Raw genomic sequence first — 18,932 nt, 5'->3', positions numbered from 1 at the left:
TTGTCCTTGCGGAACCGTCGGATCGCCAGCTGGGTCGGGGACCGACCCTCGACCGCCTTCTCCGTCGGCGGGTCGACCGGCACCGTGGTCGACTCGAACTGCGACTCGGACAAGGACACTCGGCACCTCTTCGACGGGATCGGTCGGACGGGTTCGACGGCGGTCCGTGAGGTCGTCACGACCGCCGCCGCGAGCGACTCTATGCCAGCGAACTACCGAGATTGATCACTGGCCGGTAACGATCTGGACACGGCTGTCCAGGCAATATCGCGGCCCGACTAGACCCGTCCCGCGGGCCTGCAGGAGAGGTGGAACTACCCCGTCACGCCTCTGCCGGAGCGGGGGCCGCCGGCTTCGCGTCGACGCCGGCTTCCTTGCGCTGCGCGGCCGTGATCGGCGCCGGAGCCGCGGTCAGCGGGTCGTAGCCGCCACCGCTCTTCGGGAACGCGATGACGTCGCGGATCGAGTCCGCCTTGGCCAAAAGCGCGCAGATCCGGTCCCAGCCGAGCGCGAGTCCGCCGTGCGGCGGCGCACCGTAGGCGAAGGCGTCGAGCAGGAACCCGAACTTCTCCTGCGCCTCCTCCTCGCCGATGCCCATCACCGAGAAAACCCGCTTCTGGATGTCCTCGCGGTGGATACGGATCGAGCCGCCACCGATCTCGTTGCCGTTGCAGACGATGTCGTAGGCCCAGGCGAGCGCGTTCCCCGGGTCGGTGTCGAAGTCCTCGAGGTTCTTGGGCGATGTGAACGCGTGGTGCACCGCCGTCCACGCACCGCTGCCCACCGCGACGTCGCCGGACGCCGTCGCGTCGTCGGCCGGTTCGAAGAGCGGCGCGTCGACGACCCAGAGGAAGCTCCACGCGTCCTCGTCGATCAGCTCGCAGCGACGACCGATCTCCAGGCGGGCAGCACCGAGCAAGGCCCGGCTGGACTTCACCGCACCGGCGGCGAAGAAGATGCAGTCCCCCGGGTTGGCGCCGACGTGCGCGGCCAGGCCGGCGGCCTCGGTCTCGGTGAGGTTCTTGGCGACCGGGCCGCCGAGCTCGCCGTCCTCGCCGACGAGGACGTAGGCGAGTCCCTTGGCGCCGCGCTGCTTGGCCCACTCCTGCCAGGCGTCCAGCTTCTTGCGCGGCTGGCTGGCTCCACCGGGCATCACGACGGCACCGACGTACGGCGCCTGGAAGACCCGGAAGGTGGTGTCCGCGAAGTACTCGGTGCACTCGGTGAGCTCGAGGTCCAGACGCAGGTCGGGCTTGTCAGACCCGTAGCGCCGCATCGACTCGGCGTAGGTCATCCGCGGCAGCGGGGTCGGGACGTCGTACCCGATCAGCTTCCAGAGCGCGGTGAGGATCTCCTCGGTCAGGGCGATCACGTCGTCCTGCTCGACGAAGCTCATCTCGAGGTCGAGCTGGGTGAACTCGGGCTGTCGGTCGGCGCGGAAGTCCTCGTCGCGGTAGCAGCGGGCGATCTGGTAGTAGCGCTCCATGCCAGCGACCATGAGCAGCTGCTTGAACAGCTGCGGGCTCTGCGGAAGGGCGTACCAGGAGCCCGGCGCGAGGCGTGCGGGCACCAGGAAGTCCCGAGCCCCCTCCGGCGTGGAGCGGGTCAGCGTCGGCGTCTCGACCTCGACGAAGTCGTGGCGGCCGAGCACCTCGCGAGCCGCCTTGTTGACGTCGCTGCGCAGGCGGAGCGCCGCGTTGGGTCCGCTGCGGCGCAGGTCGAGGTAGCGGTGCTTGAGCCGGGCCTCCTCGCCGACGTCCACGTGGTCGCTGATCGGGAACGGCAGCGGCGCCGCCTCGCTCAGGACGACGACCTCGGACGCGACGACCTCGATCCCGCCGGTCGCGAGGTTGGGGTTCTCGTTCCCCTCCTTGCGGGCGATGACCTCGCCGGTGATCTTCAGGCAGTACTCGGCCCGCAGCGAACCAGCGATCTCCTCGTCGCGGATGACCACCTGGACCACCCCGCTGGCCTCGCGCAGGTCGATGAAGGCGACGCCACCGTGATCGCGACGGTTGGCCACCCAGCCTGCGAGGGTGACGGTCTGGCCGACGTGCTCGGCGCGCAGGGCGCCGGCGTCGTGGGTGCGGATCACTGGGTCTTCTCTCTATCGGTGGTTGAGCTTATCGAAACCCTGATGCGGGGCTTGAGGTCCTCGACGGGCGGGGACCACGTCGTGACGTCCACGGCGACCTGGTCACCGCTGCGGATGTCCTTGATCTGGGGCCCGTCCTCGGTCGAGAACAGAACGTACGGGATGCCGCGACGCTCGGCGTACCGGATTTGCTTGCCGAACTTCGCGGCCGAGGCCGCCACCTCGCAGGCGATGCCGTTCGCGCGCAGCTGCGTGGCCAGGTCGTCGCTGGCGACGCGGCTGTCCTCGTCGGTCAGGGCGACGAGGACGACACTGGGCACCGAGCGGTCGGCGACCAGCTCGCCCTTGTTCAGCAGCGGCACGAGCAGGCGGCTGACGCCGAGCGAGATGCCGACGCCGGGATAGGTGGTGCGGCCGTCGTTCGCGAGGGCGTCGTACCGACCTCCGGAGCAGATCGAGCCGAGCGCTTCGTTCCCGACCAGTCGGGTCTCGAAGACGGTGCCGGTGTAGTAGTCCAGTCCGCGCGCGATCGTCAGGTCGGCCTCGATGGAGACGGACTCGCTGACCAGACCCGCACAGCCGTTGACCAGGGCCGCGAGCTCCTCGAGCCCCTCGTCCAGCAGGGCGTCGTTGACACCCAGGGCACGCACCTGCGCGACGAAGGAGTCATCAGTCGTGCGGATCGAGGCGAGCGAGAGGCATCCTGCCGCCTGCTCCGGGGTGAGCCCGGCACCGAGCAGCTGCTCGCGGATCTTCTCGGCGGGCACCTTGTCGAGCTTGTCGATGAGGCGCATCGCCTCGTCGACATCGGTGATGCCGAGGCCCTGGTAGAAGCCCTGGATGAGCTTGCGGTTGTTCACCTGCAGGCGGAAGCCCGGCAGGCCGATCGACGTCGCGACCCGACGCAGGGCGTCGACCATCACCCGGGCGATCTCGGTGTCGTGGTGGAACGGGAGCTCCCCCACGCCGACGATGTCGATGTCGGCCTGGGTGAACTCGCGGTACCGGCCGTCCTGGGGCCGCTCGCCGCGCCACGCCTTCTGGATCTGGTAGCGCCGGAACGGGAACTCGAGCTTGCCGGCGTTCTCCAGCACGTAGCGGGCGAACGGGACGGTCAGGTCGAAGTGCAGGCCGATACCCGAGTTGTCGGTACCGCCCTTGTCCTCCTTCTCCGCCTGGAGCCTGCGCAGGACGTAGACCTCCTTGGAGGTGTCGCCCTTGCGGAGCAGCTGGTCCAGCGGCTCGACGGCGCGGGTCTCGATGTTCGCGAACCCGTGCAGCTCGAAGGTCTGTGCCAGCGTCGCGAGCACGTGGGTCTCCACCGACCGCTGTGCGGGCAGCAGCTCGGGGTAGCCGCTGAGCGGCGTGGGTCTGCTCATCACAAGCCCCGGGTGATCGGAGAGGTCGGGTTCCCGGACTCGTCGATCAGGTCGAGCAGGAACGGGTTGGTGGCGCGCTCCTGGCCGATCGAGGTCTGCTCACCGTGACCGGGGAGCACGACGATGTTGTCGGCCAGCGGCAGCACCTTGGTGCGCAGGCTGTTGAGCATCGTCGGGTGCGACCCGCCGGGCAGGTCGGTGCGCCCGATCGAGCCGGCGAAGAGCAGGTCGCCGGAGAACATCACCTCGGCGATGCCCTGGTCCTCGTACGGCGTGCGGAACACGATGGAGCCCTCGGTGTGCCCGGGCGTGTGGTCGACCAGGAACTCGAGCCCGGCCAGCTCCAGGGTGCGACCGTCCCCGATCTCCTCGACGTTGTCCGGCTCGGCGAACTCGTACTTGCCGCCCAGCATCATCGCGGTCGTCTCCGCGGACATCCCGGCCATTGGGTTCGCGAGCAGGTGCCGGTCGTTGGGGTGGATGTAGGCGGTCGCGTCGTAGGTGCCCGCGACCGGGGCGACGCACCACATGTGGTCGACGTGCCCGTGGGTGACCAGCACCGAGACCGGCTTCAGGTTGTGCTCCCGGACCAAGGCGTCAACGCCCTCCGCGGCGTCCTTGCCGGGGTCGATGACCACGCACTCGGTGCCCGGTCCGGTCGCCACGACGTAGCAGTTGGTGCCCCACGGCCCGGCTGGGAAGCCTGCGATCAGCACTGAGTTCTCTCCTGCTCGGGTGGTGGGCGTACAGCGCTCAGCCTACTGGCCCGCGCTCCCGGCGCGCTCGGCACGGGTATGGCTACGATGAACCCGCAGCAGGCGCTCGACGAGCGATCATCAGACGAAGGGGTCAGCAGTGACCGCGCAGGGCAACGACCACAGCAGTTTCGGCCGCGTCGACGCGGACGGGACCGTTTACGTCCGGATCGGCGACGAGGAACGGGTCGTCGGTCAGTACCCGGAGGGGACGCCCGAGGAGGCGCTCGCCTTCTACACCAACCGCTACGAGGGTCTGGCCTTCGAGGTGCAGCTCCTCGAGCAGCGGGTCCGCGGTGGCGCGATGGCCCCCGACGAGGCGACCGCGTCGATCGCCCGGATCGCCGAGCAGCTCGTCGAGCCGCACGCCGTCGGTGACATCACGGCCCTCAACTCCCGCCTGAACGCGCTCAAGCCGATCATCGGCCTGCAGCGCGAGAAGCGTCGCGCGGAGCGGTCGGCCAAGGTCGAGGAGTCCCGCACCCGCAAGAACGCGATCGTCACCGAGGCCGAGAAGATCGCCTCCGGCAAGGACTGGCGCAACGGCGCCAACCGGCTGCGCGACCTGCTCGCCGAGTGGAAGGAGCTCCCCCGTCTCGAGAAGGCGGCCGACGACGAGCTCTGGCACCGCTTCTCGGGCGCCCGTACGACGTACACCCGGGCCCGCAAGGCGCACTTCGCCGTGCTGTCCGAGCAGCGCGACAGCGCCCGCGTCGTCAAGGAGCGCCTGGTCAAGGAGGCCGAGGCCCTCGCCGACTCCACCGAGTGGGGCCCCACCGCCACCAAGTACCGGAACCTGATGGCCGAGTGGAAGGCCGCCGGCCCCGCGCCCAAGGACGTCGACGACGAGCTGTGGAAGCGCTTCCGCGGCGCCCAGGACACGTTCTTCGGCGCCCGCGACGCGGACAACGCCAAGATCGACGAGGAGTTCGCCGCCAACGCCGTCGTCAAGGAGGCCCTCCTCGTCGAAGCAGAGGCCCTGCTCCCGATCACCGACCTCGCCGCCGCGAAGAAGGCGTTCCGCGACATCGGCGAGCGCTGGGAAGCCGCCGGCAAGGTCCCCCGCGACAAGATGAAGTCTCTCGAAGCGCGCATCCGCAAGGTCGAGCAGGAGATCCGCAACCTCGAGGACGACCAGTGGAAGAAGTCCGACCCCGAGAAGTCCGCCCGCGCGGACGGCATGGTCGGACAGCTCCAGGACGCCATCGACAAGATCGAGGTCGACCTCGAGAAGGCCAGGGCCGCCGGCGACGCCAAGAAGGTCAAGGACCTCGAGGAGAACCTGGAATCACGGCGGGCATTCCTCGAGATGGCCAAGCAGACAGCTTCCGAGTTCAGCTAAAGCTGCGCCGACCGGGCACAGATGTCCCACCCACGTACGCCGACCGGGCACAGATGTCCCACCCACGTACGCCGACCGGGCACAGATGTCCCACCCACGTACGCCGACCGGGCTGAGATGCACCACCCCGCGTACGCCGACCGGTGAAGGTCCCGTGAGGTCCCGCCCCCACCGCGACATCTACGACCGCTCGGCAGTCACGGGCGGGACATCTGCGACCGCTCGGCAGTCACGGGCGGGACATCTGCGACCGCTCGGCAGTCACCGGCGGGACATCTGGGCCCGCTCGGCGGTCAGTGGGTGACTCGGTAGGCGTCGAACACGCCGTCAATCGAGCGAACTGCCTTGAGGATTGCGCCGAGGTGCTTGGGGTCGCCCATCTCGAAGGTGAACTTGCTTTTGGCGACGCGGTCGCGAGTGGTGTTCAACGAGGCGCTGAGGATGTTCACGTGCTGGTCTGACAGCACCAGGGTGATGTCGCTGAGGAGGCGGGCGCGGTCGAGGGCCTCGACCATGATCTGGACGAGGAAGGTGCTTGACGAGGTGGGGGCCCACTCGATGTCGACGAGACGCTCGGGCTGGGACAGCAGGTCCTTGGCGTTGGTGCAGTCCTTGCGGTGCACGGAGACGCCGGCTCCACGGGTGACGAAGCCGAGGATGTCGTCGCCGGGCACCGGCGTACAGCACTTGGCCAGCTTGACCAGGACGTCGCCGGTCATCCCGGTGACGATGACACCGGAGTCGCCGGTGACCTTGGGGGCACGCCGTGGCCGGGTGATCGTCACGGCCTCGGCGAGGTCCTCAGCGGCTCCCTCGGCGCCACCGAAGATCTCCATGACCTTGCGGACGACGGCCTGGGCGCCGAGGTTGCCCTCCCCCACGGCGGCGTACAGGGCGGAGACGTCGGCGAGCCGGAACTCGTTGGCGACCTGGGTCAGCGACTCGTGCGTCATCACGCGCTTGAGGGAGACACCCTCCTTGCGCATCAGACGGGCGATGTCGTCCTTGCCGTGCTCGATCGCCTCTTCGCGGCGCTCCTTGGTGAACCAGTGCCGGATCTTGCTGCGGGCGCGGGGCGACTTCACGAAGCCGAGCCAGTCGCGGCTCGGACCGGCGTTCGGCGACTTGGACGTGAAGACCTCGACGACGTCGCCGTGCTCGAGCTTGGACTCCAGCGGGACGAGGCGACCATTCACCCGGGCACCGATGGTGTGGTGGCCGACCTCGGTGTGGACCGCGTAGGCGAAGTCGATCGCCGTCGAGCCGATCGGCAGCCCGATCACGTCTCCGCGCGGGGTGAAGACGTACACCTCGGCGGCGTTGATCTCGAAGCGCAGCGACTCCAGGAACTCGCCCGGGTCCTCGACCTCGTTCTGCCAGTCGAGCAGCTGCCGCACCCAGGGCATGTCCTGCGAAGCGGTGTCGGCCAACGACTTGTCGGTGTCCACCCCGGCGCGGGTGTCCTCCTTGTACTTCCAGTGCGCTGCGACGCCGTACTCGGCGCGGCGGTGCATGGAGAAGGTCCGCACCTGCATCTCGACGGCCTTGCCCTCGGGGCCGATCACCGTGGTGTGCAGGGACTGGTACATGTTGAACTTCGGCATCGCCACGAAGTCCTTGAAGCGTCCCGGGATCGGGTTCCAGCGGTTGTGCAGCACACCGAGGACGCCGTAGCAGTCCGGGTCGCTGTCGACGAGGATCCGGATGCCGACCAGGTCGTAGATGTCGGTGAACTCGCGGCCCCCGTGGATCATCTTCTGGTAGATCGAGTAGTAGTGCTTCGGCCGACCAGTGACGCGGGCCTTGATCTTCGCGGCCTTCAGGTCGGTCTCGACGACCTCGATGACCTGGCGCATGAACTGGTCGCGCGAGGGCGAGCGCTCGGCGACCATCCGGACGATCTCGTCGTAGATCTTGGGGTGCAGGGTGGCGAAGGCCAGGTCCTCGAGCTCCCACTTGATCGTGTTCATACCCAGGCGGTGGGCCAGCGGCGCGAAGATCTCCAGGGTCTCGCGGGACTTGCGCTCCTGGGTCTCGGCCTTGACGTAGCGCAGCGTGCGCATGTTGTGCAGCCGGTCGGCGAGCTTGATGACGAGGACGCGGATGTCCTGGCTCATCGCCACGATCATCTTGCGGATGGTCTCGGACTGCGCGGAGTCGCCGTACTTGACCTTGTCCAGCTTGGTCACGCCGTCGACCAGCAGCGCCACCTCGTCGCCGAAGTCCTTGCGGAGCTGGTCCAGCGTGTACGGCGTGTCCTCGACGGTGTCGTGCAGGAGCGAGGCCACCAGCGTCGGCTCGGTCATGCCGATGTCGGCGAGGATCGTGGTCACCGCGAGCGGGTGGGTGATGTACGGGTCCCCGCTCTTGCGCATCTGGCCGCGGTGGTGGAGCTCGGCCGTGGCGTAGGCGCGCTCGAGGAGTGCCAGGTCGGCCTTCGGGTGGTTCGCCCGCACGGCGCGGAACAACGGCTCCAGCTCGGGGTTCCCGGTCTGCTTGCTGGTGCCGATCCGCGCCAGCCGGGCACGGACGCCGCGGCCGCCGCTGAGGCTGACCGGGACTCCGGAGGAGACCGGCGGGACTGCAGGCGCGAGCGGCTCCGTCTCCGAGACCACCCGTTCCTCCGCCATGAACCGAGTCTAGTGGGCAGGCGGAGTCACAGCGTGCGGAGTGCGTGCAACGGCGTCGGACCGAGGGCGTTGCGTCCGTGCAGGAACGACAGCTCCATCAGGACGGCGAGCGCGGTCACCTCGGCCTCGGCGTACCCGACCATCTTCTGGGTCGCCGCCGCAGTGCCTCCGGTGGGCGAGCACGTCGTCGACGAGCAGGACCCGCTCCCCCGGCGTTAGCGCGTCGGTGTGCATCTCCAGGGTGGCCTCGCCGTACTCCAGCTCGTAGCTGACGGTGTAGCACTCGGCCGGCAGCTTGCCGGCCTTGCGCACCGGCACGAACCCGACGCCGAGCGCCAGCGCCACCGGAGCGGCGAGGATGAAGCCGCGCGCCTCCATCCCGATCACCTTGTCGACGACGGTCGTGCCGGACGCGTCGCGCCCGGCATCGGCCAGTGCCTCGATGATCGCGGTGAAACCGTCGTGGTCGGCCAGCAGCGGGGTGATGTCCTTGAACAGCACTCCCGTCTTCGGGAAGTCCGGGATGTCGCGGATCAGCGTGTCCAGGTAACCCTCGACGGATCCGCGACTCATCGTGCCGACTTCCTTGGGGGGTTCACTTGCCGCGCTTGGAGCGAGGCTGCTTGCTCGGCTGCGGTCGGTTCGCAGAACCGGACTGCGACACCGGTGCCTTGGGGTCGGGCACGACCCGACCGGACCCCGATGCCGTGGGCCGGGCGATGGGGGCGCGGAACTGCGCGCGCTCCCCGCTTCCCACCCCGTCGTCACCGTCGCCGGGCTCGTCACCACCGTCGGGGTCCGCCGAGATCGGCATGTCCTCGGTGAACGCCGGCACGTTGGCGTACCGGTCGACGTCGCGACGGGCGCGCGCCAGGGCGCGGCGGTCGCCGGCCTGCACCTCCGGCTCCAGCGACTTCAGGTGCACCAGCACCCGGGGCGCGAGGAACACCGAGGAGTACACGCCGACCGCCATACCCACGAACTGCGCGAGCGCGAGGTCCTGCAGCGAGCTCTCGCCGAGCTTGATGGCACTCACCGCGAGGATCGAGCCGATCGGGATCAGCGCGACGATCGAGGTGTTGATCGAGCGCACCAGCGTCTGGTTGACGGCCAGGTTCGTCGCCTGCGCGTAGGAGAGACGGCTCTGCGAGAGCTGCCGGGTGTTCTCACGGATCTTGTCGAAGACGACGACCGTGTCGTACATCGAGAAGCCGAGGATCGCGAGCAGACCCGTGACCGCAGCCGGCGTCACCGGGAAGCCGGAGAGCGCGTAGATGCCGATGGTGATGGTGATGTCGTGCGCCAGGGCGACGAACGCTGCGACCGACATCTTCCACTCGCGGAAGTACATCCAGATGAAGAGCACGACGAGCAGCAGGAAGACCGCGACGCCGAGACCGGCGCGTTGGGCGACCTCACGACCCCAGCTCGCGCCGATGTCGGACTCCGAGATGTCCCCGACACTCGCGCCGGTGTCCTTCTGGATCACGTCGATGATCCGCTGGCCGTCCTCGTTGGAGACCGACTCGAGCTCGACGACCAGCACGCTGCTGCCCGCCGTGGTGACGGTCGGGAGACCGGCCTCCTCGATGTTCAGGTCGATGATGTCCTGCCGCACGTCGTCGGCGCGGGCCTGGGAGTCCGGGACGGTCTCGAGCTTCTCGATGCGGTACTGGGTGCCGCCGGTGAACTCGATACCGAAGGCGAGGCCCTTGATCGCGATGATCGCGACGCAGGCTCCGACAATGACCGCCGTGGCGAGGTACCAAGGCGCCCGCTTGGTGACGAAGTCGATGGACCGGTGACCGCTGTAGAGCTCGTTGCCGAGTCGTGAGAACTTGCCCATCAGGCCTTACCTCCTGCGTGCGTACCGGCGCCGATGGCGTCCATGCCCAGGGTGTTGGCGCTGAGCCCGGACAGCTCACCACCGCCGTTGAAGAACTTGAAGCGGGCCAGGTAGGACACCGCGGGCTTGGTGAACCAGAAGAGCACCGCGAGGTCGATCGCGGTCGAGAGGCCGAGGGCGAAACCGAAGCCCTTCACGACGCCGGTGGCGAAGATGTAGAGCACGCCGGCCGACAGCAGCGAGACCACGTTGGCCGCCATCCGCGTCTGGCGCGCACGCTTCCAGCCGGTCTCCACGGCCACCCGCATCGAGCGGCCCTCGCGCATCTCGTCACGGATGCGCTCGAAGAAGATGACGAAGGAGTCGGCGGTGACACCGACGCCGATGATCAGACCTGCGATACCCGGCAGGGTCAGCGTGAAGCCAGCCGTCTTGCTGAGCAGCAGCACCATCGAGTACGTGATCGCCGCAGCCAGTGCCAGCGAGGCCAGCACCACCAGGCCGAGGCCGCGGTAGTAGATGAGGCAGTAGATCATCACCGCGAACAGACCGATCGCTCCGGCCAGGAGACCGGTGCTCAGCTGGTCACCGGCGAGCGAGGGCCCGATCGTCTCCGAGGACGGGTCCTTCTCGAACGCGACCGGCAGGGATCCGAACTTGAGCGAGTTCGCCAACGACTTCGCGGTGCTCTCGGTGAAGTCACCGGTGATCTGCGGCTTGCCGTCGGTGATCACGCCGGTGAACTGCGGCGCGGAGAGCACCTGGCCGTCCAGCACGATCGCGAACTGGGTCGGCATCGCCGAGGCGTTCTTGTTGTCGAGCAGCTTCTGGCTGATCTTGGTGAAGTCCGAGACCGCTCCGACCTTGTTGCTCAGGGTCAGGTTGACGGTCCACTCCAGCTCGCCCTGCGGGATGCCGGCCGAGGCGGTCTTGAGCGAGGTGCCCTCGATCACAGCCTTGGTGAGCAGGTAACGCCCACCGTCCTCGTCGCAGGTGATCAGCGGCTGGTCGGGGTTGTCGACCGGCTGCAGGACGCCGGCCTTGGGGCACTCGAAGGTCGAGAACTTGGTGGTCCAGGCCTCCGGCGGGCTCGCCGCCCACGCGATGGTCTGGTCGAGGGTCTGACCCTTGGTGGACGGCAGTGCCGCGTCGAGGATCGACGGGGACGACTTGCCCGACGGCGTTGGCGTCGGGGTCGGGGTCGGGTCGGCCTGACGGACGAACGGCGCGGGGCGCTGCGCGGCACCGGACTTGGTCGCCGTGCTGGTCGGGGTGCCCGACGGCTTGGCCGACGGGGTCGAGGACGGCTTGGCCGTCGGCGACCCGGTCGGCGCCGTGGTCGACGACGGGGTCGGCGTGGTCACCGTGGTCTGCACACCGGGCTGGTAGCCGGCGACGAGACGGAACCGGAGCTGCGCCTGACGCTTCACGGTCTCCACCAGGTCGCGCTTGGTCTTGCCCGGGATCTCCACGACGATGAACTTACTGCCCTGGGTGGTGACCTCGGACTCCGCGACACCCGAGGCGTTGACGCGCTGGTCGATGATCTTGCGGGCCTCGTTGAGGCTCGACTTCTTGACGTCGCCGGTCGCGATCAGCGTGATCCGCGTGCCGCCCTGGAGGTCGAGGCCGAGCTCGGGTTTCCAGTTGCCGCCCAGGGCGACCAACCCGTAGAGCACGCCGACTCCCAGGAAGAAGATGACCAGGTTCCGCCCCGGTCGGTACGTCTTCTTAGCCACGGTCCTGCGTCTCCTCAGTCTTCGGGGTGCTCGTCGGCGGGTGCTGCTTCGGACTCCGGCACACGCCGTACGACGACCTGACGGGCGACCGTGATCACGGTGCCCTCGGCGATCTCCAGCTCCACGCGGTCGTCGTTGACCTCGCGAACCGTGCCGAAGATACCCGCGGTGATGATCACTTCGTCGCCGATCTTGATCTCGGCCTGCAATTCGGCCACCCGACGCTGCTGGGCGCGGGTGTTCCTGGTCATCACGAACCAGAGCCCGATCAGGGCAACCAGGAACACCACGAACTGAATTGCTGGGTCCACGGTGAGAGCTCTCGGTTCGACTACAGATCAGGGGGCGGTGCACGGCGCGGGGCGCTACATCTCTACCGCCGCAGAAGTGTAACGGCCGGTACCGCTCGAACGTGCCCCCGGTCACGTCGCGCGGGTCGCGCTCGACGTGACCGGCGCGGTCAGGAGCCCCCGAACAGCGTGCCCTCGTCCGAGAACGGCGCAGCCGCGGGGACGCTCAGGCCCAGGTGGGTCCAGGCCGCCGGGGTGGCGACCCGGCCGCGCGGCGTACGGGCGAGCATGCCGTGGCGGACCAGGAACGGCTCGGCGACCTCCTCCACCGTCTCGCGCTCCTCGCCCACGGCGACCGCGAGGGTGGAGAGCCCCACGGGTCCCCCGCCGAACCGGCGGCACAGGGCGTCCAGCACGGCGCGGTCCAGTCGGTCGAGCCCGGACTCGTCGACCTCGAACAGGTCCAGCGCGCGGCGGGCGACATCCCGGGTCACGACCCCGTCGGCCCGCACCTGCGCGTAGTCGCGAACCCTGCGGAGCAGCCGGTTCGCGATGCGCGGTGTCCCCCGCGAGCGCGACGCGATCTCGGCGGTGCCGTCGGGACGCGTCTCCACGTCCAGCAGGCCCGCCGAACGCTGGACGATCTGGTCGAGCTCGTCGGCGGCGTAGAACTCCAGGTGGCCGGTGAACCCGAAGCGGTCGCGCAACGGGCCGGGCAGCAACCCCGCCCGGGTGGTGGCGCCGACCAGGGTGAACGGCGGGATCTCCAGCGGGATCGAGGTCGCGCCGGGCCCCTTGCCGATGATCACGTCGACGCGGAAGTCCTCCATCGCGAGGTACAGCATCTCCTCGGCGGGCCGCGACATCCGGTGGATCTCGTCGACGAAGAGGACGTCACCCTCGTTCAGTCCCGACAGGATGGCGGCGAGGTCGCCGGCGTGGGTGATGGCCGGCCCGCTGGTCAGCCGCAGCGGCGCGGACATCTCCGCAGCGATGATCATGGCGAGCGTGGTCTTGCCTAGCCCGGGTGGCCCGGAGAGCAGGACGTGGTCCGAGGTGCGCGCGCGGCTGCGGGCGGCCTCGAGAACCAGCGAGAGCTGCTCGCGGACGCGTTCCTGGCCGACGACCTCGTCGAGGGTGCGGGGACGCAGGGCGGCCTCGACGGCGCGCTCGTCGGCGTCGGCAGACACCCCCGTGACGCTCGCCCGCTCCTCGAGGAACGCTTGCTCGGCCCGCTCCAGCGCTGCCTGGATCGAGGCCTCGGCGCCGGACTCGTGCTCGGTCACGTCAGGCCTTGCTCAACGTCTGCAGCGCGAGGCGGAGCAGCTTCGCGACGTCGGGAACGGCCATCGCCTCGGCCTCGGGCGTCACCGCCGCGACCGCGCGGTCGGCCTCCTTGCCGGACCAGCCGAGGCCGACGAGACCCCCGTGCACCTGGGACTGCCACCCCGAGACCGAGGGGGCGCCGGCGGTGACCGGCGCCGAGCCGGGGGCGCCGATCCTGTCCTTGAGCTCGAGGATGATCCGCTGCGCGCCCTTCTGCCCGATGCCCGGAACGGCGGTCAGGGTCTTCACGTCCTCCCCCGACACGGCCCGACGGATCGCCTCCGGAGCGAGCACGGCCAGCATGGACTGGGCGACCTTGGGACCGACGCCCGACGCGGTCTGCACGAGCTCGAACATCTGCTTCTCGTCCTCGTCGGCGAAGCCGAACAGGGTCAGCGAGTCCTCCCGCACGACCAACGAGGAGGGAAGCAGTGCCTCGGCGCCGGTACGGAGGTCGGCGAGCGTGTTGGGCGTGCACTGCAGCTCCAGGCCGACCCCGCCGACCTCGAGGACCGCCGAGGTCAGTCCGACCGCGTGGACGCGGCCCCGTACGAACGCGATCACCGTGCTGCTCCTGTCGTGCCGGCCGCAACGGCGGCCTGGATCCGGTTGGTGGCGCTCCCGCGCCAGAGGTGGCAGATCGCCAGCGCGAGCGCATCTGCGGCGTCGGCCGGTTGGGGCGCCGCGTCCAGCCGCAGCAGTCGGGCGACCATGGTGCCGACCTGGGCCTTGTCGGCCCGGCCGCTGCCGGTCACGGCGGCCTTGACCTCGCTGGGCGTGTGCATCGCGACGGGCAGCCCGCGCGCCGACGCGGCCACCAGCGCCAGGCCGCTGACCTGGGCGGTGCCCATGACCGTACGGACGTTGGCCTGCGCGAACACCCGCTCGACGGCGATCGCGTCCGGTCTCGTCGCCTCGATCCACGCCTCGATCCCGCGCGAGATCAGCAGCAGGCGCTGCTCGACCGGCAGGTCCGCACCGGTCCGCACCACGCCGACGTCGACGAGCGACAGGGGACGACCGACGGTGCCCTCGACGATGCCGACGCCGCACCGGGTCAGACCCGGGTCGATGCCCAGAACGCGCATAGCAGCCTCACAGTCGATGCGAACAGGTGTTCGGATCAACCTAACCGGAGTCCGGTCGCCGCGGTGGCGCGACACACCGGTCCCGGACCGCGGGGCTCAGGCGTCGAGCGCCGCCATGATCTCCTCGGAGATGTCGAAATTCGCGTACACGTTCTGCACGTCGTCGAGGTCCTCCAGCGCGTCGACCAGCCGGAGCACCTTGGCAGCGCCGTCCTGGTCGAGCTCGACCTGCATGGACGGCACGAACTGCGCCTCGGCGGAGTCGTAGTCGATACCCGCGGTCTGCAGCGCCGTCCGCACGTCGACCAGGTCCGTCGCCTGGCTGACCACCTCGAAGGCACCGTCGAGGTCGTTCACGTCCTCGGCGCCCGCGTCCATCGTCGCCTCGAGGACGTCGTCCTCCGAGACGGTCCGGCCCTCCTGCTCGACCGGCACGATCACGACCCCCATGCGGTGGAAGAGGTAGGCGACCGAGCCGGGGTCCGCGAGGGAGCCGCCGTTCCGGCTCATCGCCGTACGGACCTCCATCGCGGCACGGTTCTTGTTGTCGGTGAGGCACTCGATGAGGACCGCGACACCGTTCGGGGCGTACCCCTCGTACATGATCGTGGAGTAGTCCGCGCCACCGGCCTCGGCGCCCGAGCCACGCTTCACGGCGCGGTCGATGTTGTCCTTGGTGACCGAGTTCTTCTTGGCCTTCTGGATCGCGTCGAAGAGGGTCGGGTTGCCCGTCGGGTCGCCTCCGCCCAGACGGGCGGCGACCTCGATGTTCTTGATGAGCTTGGTGTTCAGCTTGCTGCGCTTGGCATCGAGCGCGGCCTTCTTGTGCTTGGTCGTCGCCCATTTGGAGTGGCCGGACATGACTTCCCTTCCTACTGCTTCTCTACGAGCTCGACGAACAGCCGGTGGATCGAGAGGTCGCCCCCCACCTCGGGGTGGAACGACGTCGCCATCACCTGGCCCTGACGAACGGCGACGATCCTACCGTCGGCCTCCGCACCCTCCCGGGTGCCCTCGACGCGCGCCAGCACCTCGACACCCTCGCCAGCCGACTCGACCCAGGGCGCGCGGATGAAGACCGCGTGCACCGGGTGGTCGACACCGGTGAAGTCGAGCTCGGTCTCGAAGGAGTCCACCTGGCGCCCGAAGGCGTTGCGTCGCACGGTGATGTCGAGACCACCGAGCGTGACCTGGTCCGCCGTGCCGTCCTCGACCCGGTCGGCCAGCATGATCATCCCGGCGCAGGTGCCGAACGCCGGCATCCCCTCGGCGACGCGCTTCTGCAGCGGCTCGAAGAGCTCGAAGGTCTTCGCGAGCTTGTACATCGTCGTGCTCTCCCCACCGGGGATCACCAGTCCGTCGCAGCGCTCGAGCTCCTCGGGTCGCCGTACGCCGATCGCGTCCACACCGAGGGCGGTCAGGGCGGCGAGGTGCTCACGGACGTCGCCCTGGAGGGCGAAGACGCCGATCGTCGCGGGAAGCATCCCTCCAATTTAGTGAACGGCCGCCGTACTGCGTGCAGCGCGTCGCCCGGTGGTACGCGCGGTGGTCAGGGCGGCAGGCAGGAAGCAGGCGCCCACCAGAGCCGCCCACCACGGCCAGCCGACCGCCGCGCCCAACGTCACGGTGAACCGGCGCGGCTGCGTCCCCGGCAGGGTCCCCCCGTCATCGTCGGGGACGGCTGCCGTCACCCCGCCGACCTCTCCCGGGCGCAGCACGACCGACGCGCCGTCGCGGCCGCTCAGCCGGACGGGCAGCACCCCGGTCCCGACGTAGGTCGCTCGCGCACTGCCGTCCTCGGGGGTGAAGGTCACCTGCTCCGCACCGAGCAGCGGGCGGTACACGACGAGCGCGACGGCGAGCACGACGGCGCTTCCCAGGACCGCGACGGGTTCGCGCAGGTCCGGGTCGCGGAGCCGTCGCACGACCCACCAGACGAGCAGCGCGCCCACACCGAGGACGGGAGCGGCCACCACCAGCCAGCCGACGCCCGGCCAGACCCACGTCGTCCGACCGACGATCTCTGCCGCGGTGATGCGCCACGGGTCTGCGCCCGTGATGGCGCCCCGTGTGCTCAGCGTGCCGTCGCTGTTCACCGCCGCGACCAGGTGGCTGTAGGTCTGCTCGGAGCCGGGAGGCCGGAAGGTGAGCAGGTCCCCGACCCGGACGTCGTCGACATCGACCGGCTCGACCCAGAGCAGCGATCCGACCGGCGCGCGCGTGCCCATCGACGGTGTCTCCACGCGCGCCCAGCCACCTCCGTGAACGCGCCACCCGAGCAGCACGACGGTCGCGGTCAGCACCACCACGAGGGCAGACCAGCTCAGCGCCCGGCGCACCGTGCTCACCCGATCACCACCGACGTCGCGTCGGCGAAGGAGAACGTCCGCGACCAGGCCGAGCCCGACGGCGCCGACTGGATGCGGTGCTGCACCGGTACCGCGAGGCGGAGCCCGGCGACGTACGCGTTCCAGGTCGCGTCACGGGACGCCGTCGCGACCCAGCTCTGCGTGGCGCCCGGCGCTGGAGCGGCGATCGTGTGCCAGGACCCGTCGGCGAACGCCGACAGCTTGGTGCCGCCGGCCGAGATGGTTCCGGCCGGCGTCGTGGCGCTCCAGGCCAGGTCGACCATCGAGCAGGGTGAGGTCGCCCCGATGACCGGGAGTGTTCCGCTGTGGGTCGAGGTGCCGGAGTCGTCGAGCATCCAGAGGTGCGTCGATCCCGCGAGACCGAGTGCGAGGGTCGCGTACGCGCTGCCCGTCGCGGCGCCGAGCAACGAGGACCGGGTCCCCGAGCTGACCGTCGAGCTGGTCACGAAGGCGCCGGCCAGCGAGCCGGGCAGGGTGGCGGCGGGGGCACCGGCGACCCCGGTGAAGTCCGCCCACCCCAGGTGCCAGTACGCGTTCCCGCCGGTGAGCGCCGACAGGCCCAGGCCGGTCACGCCGGCGGCCGCGTCGACGTACAGGGTGGGGGTGGAGACCAGGGTGGCCGCGACGCTGAGCACCGCCAGGTGCCAGGCCCCGTCGTTGTACGACGACACCGACGCCCCGCTGCTGGAGGTCCCCAGCGTGCCGGTGAGCCGGAAGCGGATCTTGCCGGTGGTGTCCATCCACAGCATCGGGCTCGACGCTGCCGAGCTCCCGTCGACCGGGCTTGCCGCCAGGCTCATCAGCGGCCCGCCGGCGGCGTACCCGTTCGCGACCTTGAACCAGACTCCGAGGCTGTAGCTCGAGCCGAGGAGGGTGCCGGTGCTGGTCGCGACGACGTCGGCGGCGTACCCGCCGCTGCTGAAGGTCACCGCTGCGGAGCCCCCCCAGGGGTCGGTCTGCCCGAAGGCGGTGCCGAGTCGCGGCAGCAACGGATCGGCTGCGGTCCGGCTGTTCGCGAGCGCGACCGGCCCGCACGACGTCGCCCGGACCTCGGAGACGAGGCGTGCGGCGGACAGGGTGCCGTTGTTGGTCAACGTGTCTGTCGCTGAGACGCCACCGACCGTGACGGCTGCGGACGGCAGCAACGACCCGGAGCAGCTGACGGCACCGGTCCCCCGCGCCGTGATCGCGCAGGACCCGCCCGGGTAGGCGTGCGCGAGGGCCAGGGTGGCCGCCGCGGCGTCGGACCCCGGGTTCGCCACCACCGCCGCGGTCCAGCCGCTCAGCGTCGCCGTAGTTCCGGTCGCGAGCACCGCCGCCGCCACGAGGGCGGCGACGAGCGTCAGGCGACGCGCGGTCATCGGATCAGACGTTCAGGGTCCAGGTCAGCGGCTGCGAGACGGTGACGCCCTGCGCGAGCACCGACGCTCCCGCCGTGACCGCGACCGTGAACCGACAGGTGAACGACGCGCCCGCAGCGATCGTCGCGGTGTGCGTGAGCGTGGCGGGCGTGCTCCCCGGGGCGCTCGCGGCGTGGACCAGGTCGGCCCAGGCCGAGCCGCTGGCGTAGGTGGCCCCGTCGGAGCACGAGACCGCGACCGTCAGGTCACCGCTGGTGCACACGTTGGCAGCCGCAGGGGTGCCGCTGCCCGCGGTCGGGGTCTGCGAGCACGACCCGGTGCCGAGCACGAAGGTCGATGCGGAGGCCGATCCGACGTTGGTGAACACGACGTCGGTCGTCTGGTTCGTGCCGGGAGCGAGCGGGCTGGCCGTGCCGCCGTACTTGTTGATCGTGCTGCACGTGTAGCTGTTGCCGGCGCCGCTGCTGGAGAAGCAGGTCTGAGGACCGGGCCCGACCTCGCGCAGGATCACCGCGGCAGACGTCGCTGCGGTGTTCGTGTCGTTGGCGATGACCGCGCTGGTCCACGAGGCTAGGGTGCCGTTCACGCCGAGGACGAGCACGACGGCCGCGAGGGCGCTGCTCCCCCAGACCGCGATCGTCGTGCGGGTGGTCCTGCTGTTCCTGGTGTCCATGGTCGTGCCCCCTTGGGAGCCCTGGGCTGGACCCCGTCA

The 18,932-nt window shown here is 69.9% G+C and carries 16 protein-coding genes and 1 pseudogene; 1 reads left to right on the top strand and 16 read right to left on the bottom strand.

Features of this window, described 5'->3' with window-relative positions:
* Positions 1-322: 322 nt before the first annotated feature.
* Genes aspS through ABIE44_RS18180 form a run of 3 tightly spaced genes read right to left on the bottom strand, consistent with a single transcriptional unit; the run spans position 323 to position 4,190 of the window.
* Positions 323-2,095, bottom strand: a complete 1,773-nt coding sequence (gene aspS, locus ABIE44_RS18190) for an aspartate--tRNA ligase (protein WP_209714323.1) — start codon at positions 2,093-2,095, stop codon at positions 323-325.
* Positions 2,092-3,474 carry a histidine--tRNA ligase gene (gene hisS, locus ABIE44_RS18185; protein ID WP_209714325.1) on the bottom strand — a complete coding sequence of 461 codons (1,383 nt, stop codon included), beginning with the start codon at positions 3,472-3,474 and terminating at the stop codon, positions 2,092-2,094. Before hisS ends, aspS begins: the two co-directional genes overlap by 4 nt.
* Positions 3,474-4,190: an MBL fold metallo-hydrolase gene (locus ABIE44_RS18180; protein WP_209714327.1), complete on the bottom strand. Its 717-nt coding sequence runs from the start codon at positions 4,188-4,190 to the stop codon at positions 3,474-3,476. The genes hisS and ABIE44_RS18180 overlap by 1 nt, the downstream gene beginning before the upstream one ends.
* Positions 4,191-4,329: 139 nt before the next feature.
* Here ABIE44_RS18180 and ABIE44_RS18175 point away from each other — a divergent pair, with 139 nt between their 5' ends.
* A complete protein-coding gene (locus tag ABIE44_RS18175) occupies positions 4,330-5,571 on the top strand; it encodes a DUF349 domain-containing protein (RefSeq protein ID WP_209714329.1) in 1,242 nt (413 codons plus the stop codon).
* A gap of 293 nt (positions 5,572-5,864) precedes the next feature.
* On the opposite strand, the gene ABIE44_RS18170 is transcribed toward ABIE44_RS18175, so the two are convergent.
* From ABIE44_RS18170 to ABIE44_RS18110, 13 genes and pseudogenes are all read right to left on the bottom strand, one after another.
* Entirely contained in the window at positions 5,865-8,201 is a 2,337-nt protein-coding gene (locus ABIE44_RS18170; protein ID WP_209714330.1) for a RelA/SpoT family protein, read from the bottom strand.
* 26 nt (positions 8,202-8,227) lie between these two features.
* Positions 8,228-8,774: pseudogene (locus tag ABIE44_RS18165) on the bottom strand (adenine phosphoribosyltransferase).
* 22 nt (positions 8,775-8,796) lie between these two features.
* Positions 8,797-10,047 (bottom strand): protein translocase subunit SecF, encoded by a 1,251-nt coding sequence (secF, locus tag ABIE44_RS18160; protein ID WP_209714334.1) that lies wholly within the window; start codon positions 10,045-10,047, stop codon positions 8,797-8,799.
* Positions 10,047-11,786, bottom strand: coding sequence for a protein translocase subunit SecD (secD, locus tag ABIE44_RS18155; protein ID WP_209714336.1), 1,740 nt, complete (start codon positions 11,784-11,786; stop codon positions 10,047-10,049). Before secD ends, secF begins: the two co-directional genes overlap by 1 nt.
* 14 nt (positions 11,787-11,800) lie before the next feature.
* Complete coding sequence (yajC, locus tag ABIE44_RS18150) at positions 11,801-12,097, bottom strand: preprotein translocase subunit YajC (RefSeq protein WP_209714338.1); 297 nt, start codon at positions 12,095-12,097, stop codon at positions 11,801-11,803.
* A gap of 149 nt (positions 12,098-12,246) precedes the next feature.
* On the bottom strand, positions 12,247-13,317 hold the full coding sequence (ruvB, locus tag ABIE44_RS18145) for a Holliday junction branch migration DNA helicase RuvB (protein ID WP_209723068.1): 1,071 nt from the start codon (positions 13,315-13,317) through the stop codon (positions 12,247-12,249).
* A 46-nt stretch (positions 13,318-13,363) separates the two neighbouring features.
* Positions 13,364-13,966: a Holliday junction branch migration protein RuvA gene (gene ruvA / locus ABIE44_RS18140; protein WP_209714340.1), complete on the bottom strand. Its 603-nt coding sequence runs from the start codon at positions 13,964-13,966 to the stop codon at positions 13,364-13,366.
* Positions 13,963-14,481 carry a crossover junction endodeoxyribonuclease RuvC gene (ruvC, locus tag ABIE44_RS18135; protein WP_209723071.1) on the bottom strand — a complete coding sequence of 173 codons (519 nt, stop codon included), beginning with the start codon at positions 14,479-14,481 and terminating at the stop codon, positions 13,963-13,965. The genes ruvA and ruvC overlap by 4 nt, the downstream gene beginning before the upstream one ends.
* 105 nt (positions 14,482-14,586) lie before the next feature.
* Positions 14,587-15,351: a YebC/PmpR family DNA-binding transcriptional regulator gene (locus tag ABIE44_RS18130; RefSeq protein ID WP_209714342.1), complete on the bottom strand. Its 765-nt coding sequence runs from the start codon at positions 15,349-15,351 to the stop codon at positions 14,587-14,589.
* 11 nt (positions 15,352-15,362) lie between these two features.
* On the bottom strand, positions 15,363-15,974 hold the full coding sequence (gene pdxT, locus ABIE44_RS18125; protein WP_209714344.1) for a pyridoxal 5'-phosphate synthase glutaminase subunit PdxT: 612 nt from the start codon (positions 15,972-15,974) through the stop codon (positions 15,363-15,365).
* Between the two features lie 9 nt (positions 15,975-15,983).
* Complete coding sequence (locus ABIE44_RS18120) at positions 15,984-16,838, bottom strand: hypothetical protein (RefSeq protein WP_209714346.1); 855 nt, start codon at positions 16,836-16,838, stop codon at positions 15,984-15,986.
* Positions 16,835-18,220 carry a LamG-like jellyroll fold domain-containing protein gene (locus tag ABIE44_RS18115; protein ID WP_209714348.1) on the bottom strand — a complete coding sequence of 462 codons (1,386 nt, stop codon included), beginning with the start codon at positions 18,218-18,220 and terminating at the stop codon, positions 16,835-16,837. The genes ABIE44_RS18120 and ABIE44_RS18115 overlap by 4 nt, the downstream gene beginning before the upstream one ends.
* Positions 18,221-18,224: 4 nt before the next feature.
* Positions 18,225-18,893, bottom strand: a complete 669-nt coding sequence (locus tag ABIE44_RS18110; protein ID WP_209714350.1) for a hypothetical protein — start codon at positions 18,891-18,893, stop codon at positions 18,225-18,227.
* Between the last annotated feature and the right edge of the window lie 39 nt (positions 18,894-18,932).

Source organism: Marmoricola sp. OAE513, assembly GCF_040546585.1.
GTDB lineage: Bacteria > Actinomycetota > Actinomycetes > Propionibacteriales > Nocardioidaceae > Marmoricola.
Note: the sequence above shows the minus strand (reverse complement) of the source record. Positions and strands in the feature narration are given on the sequence as shown.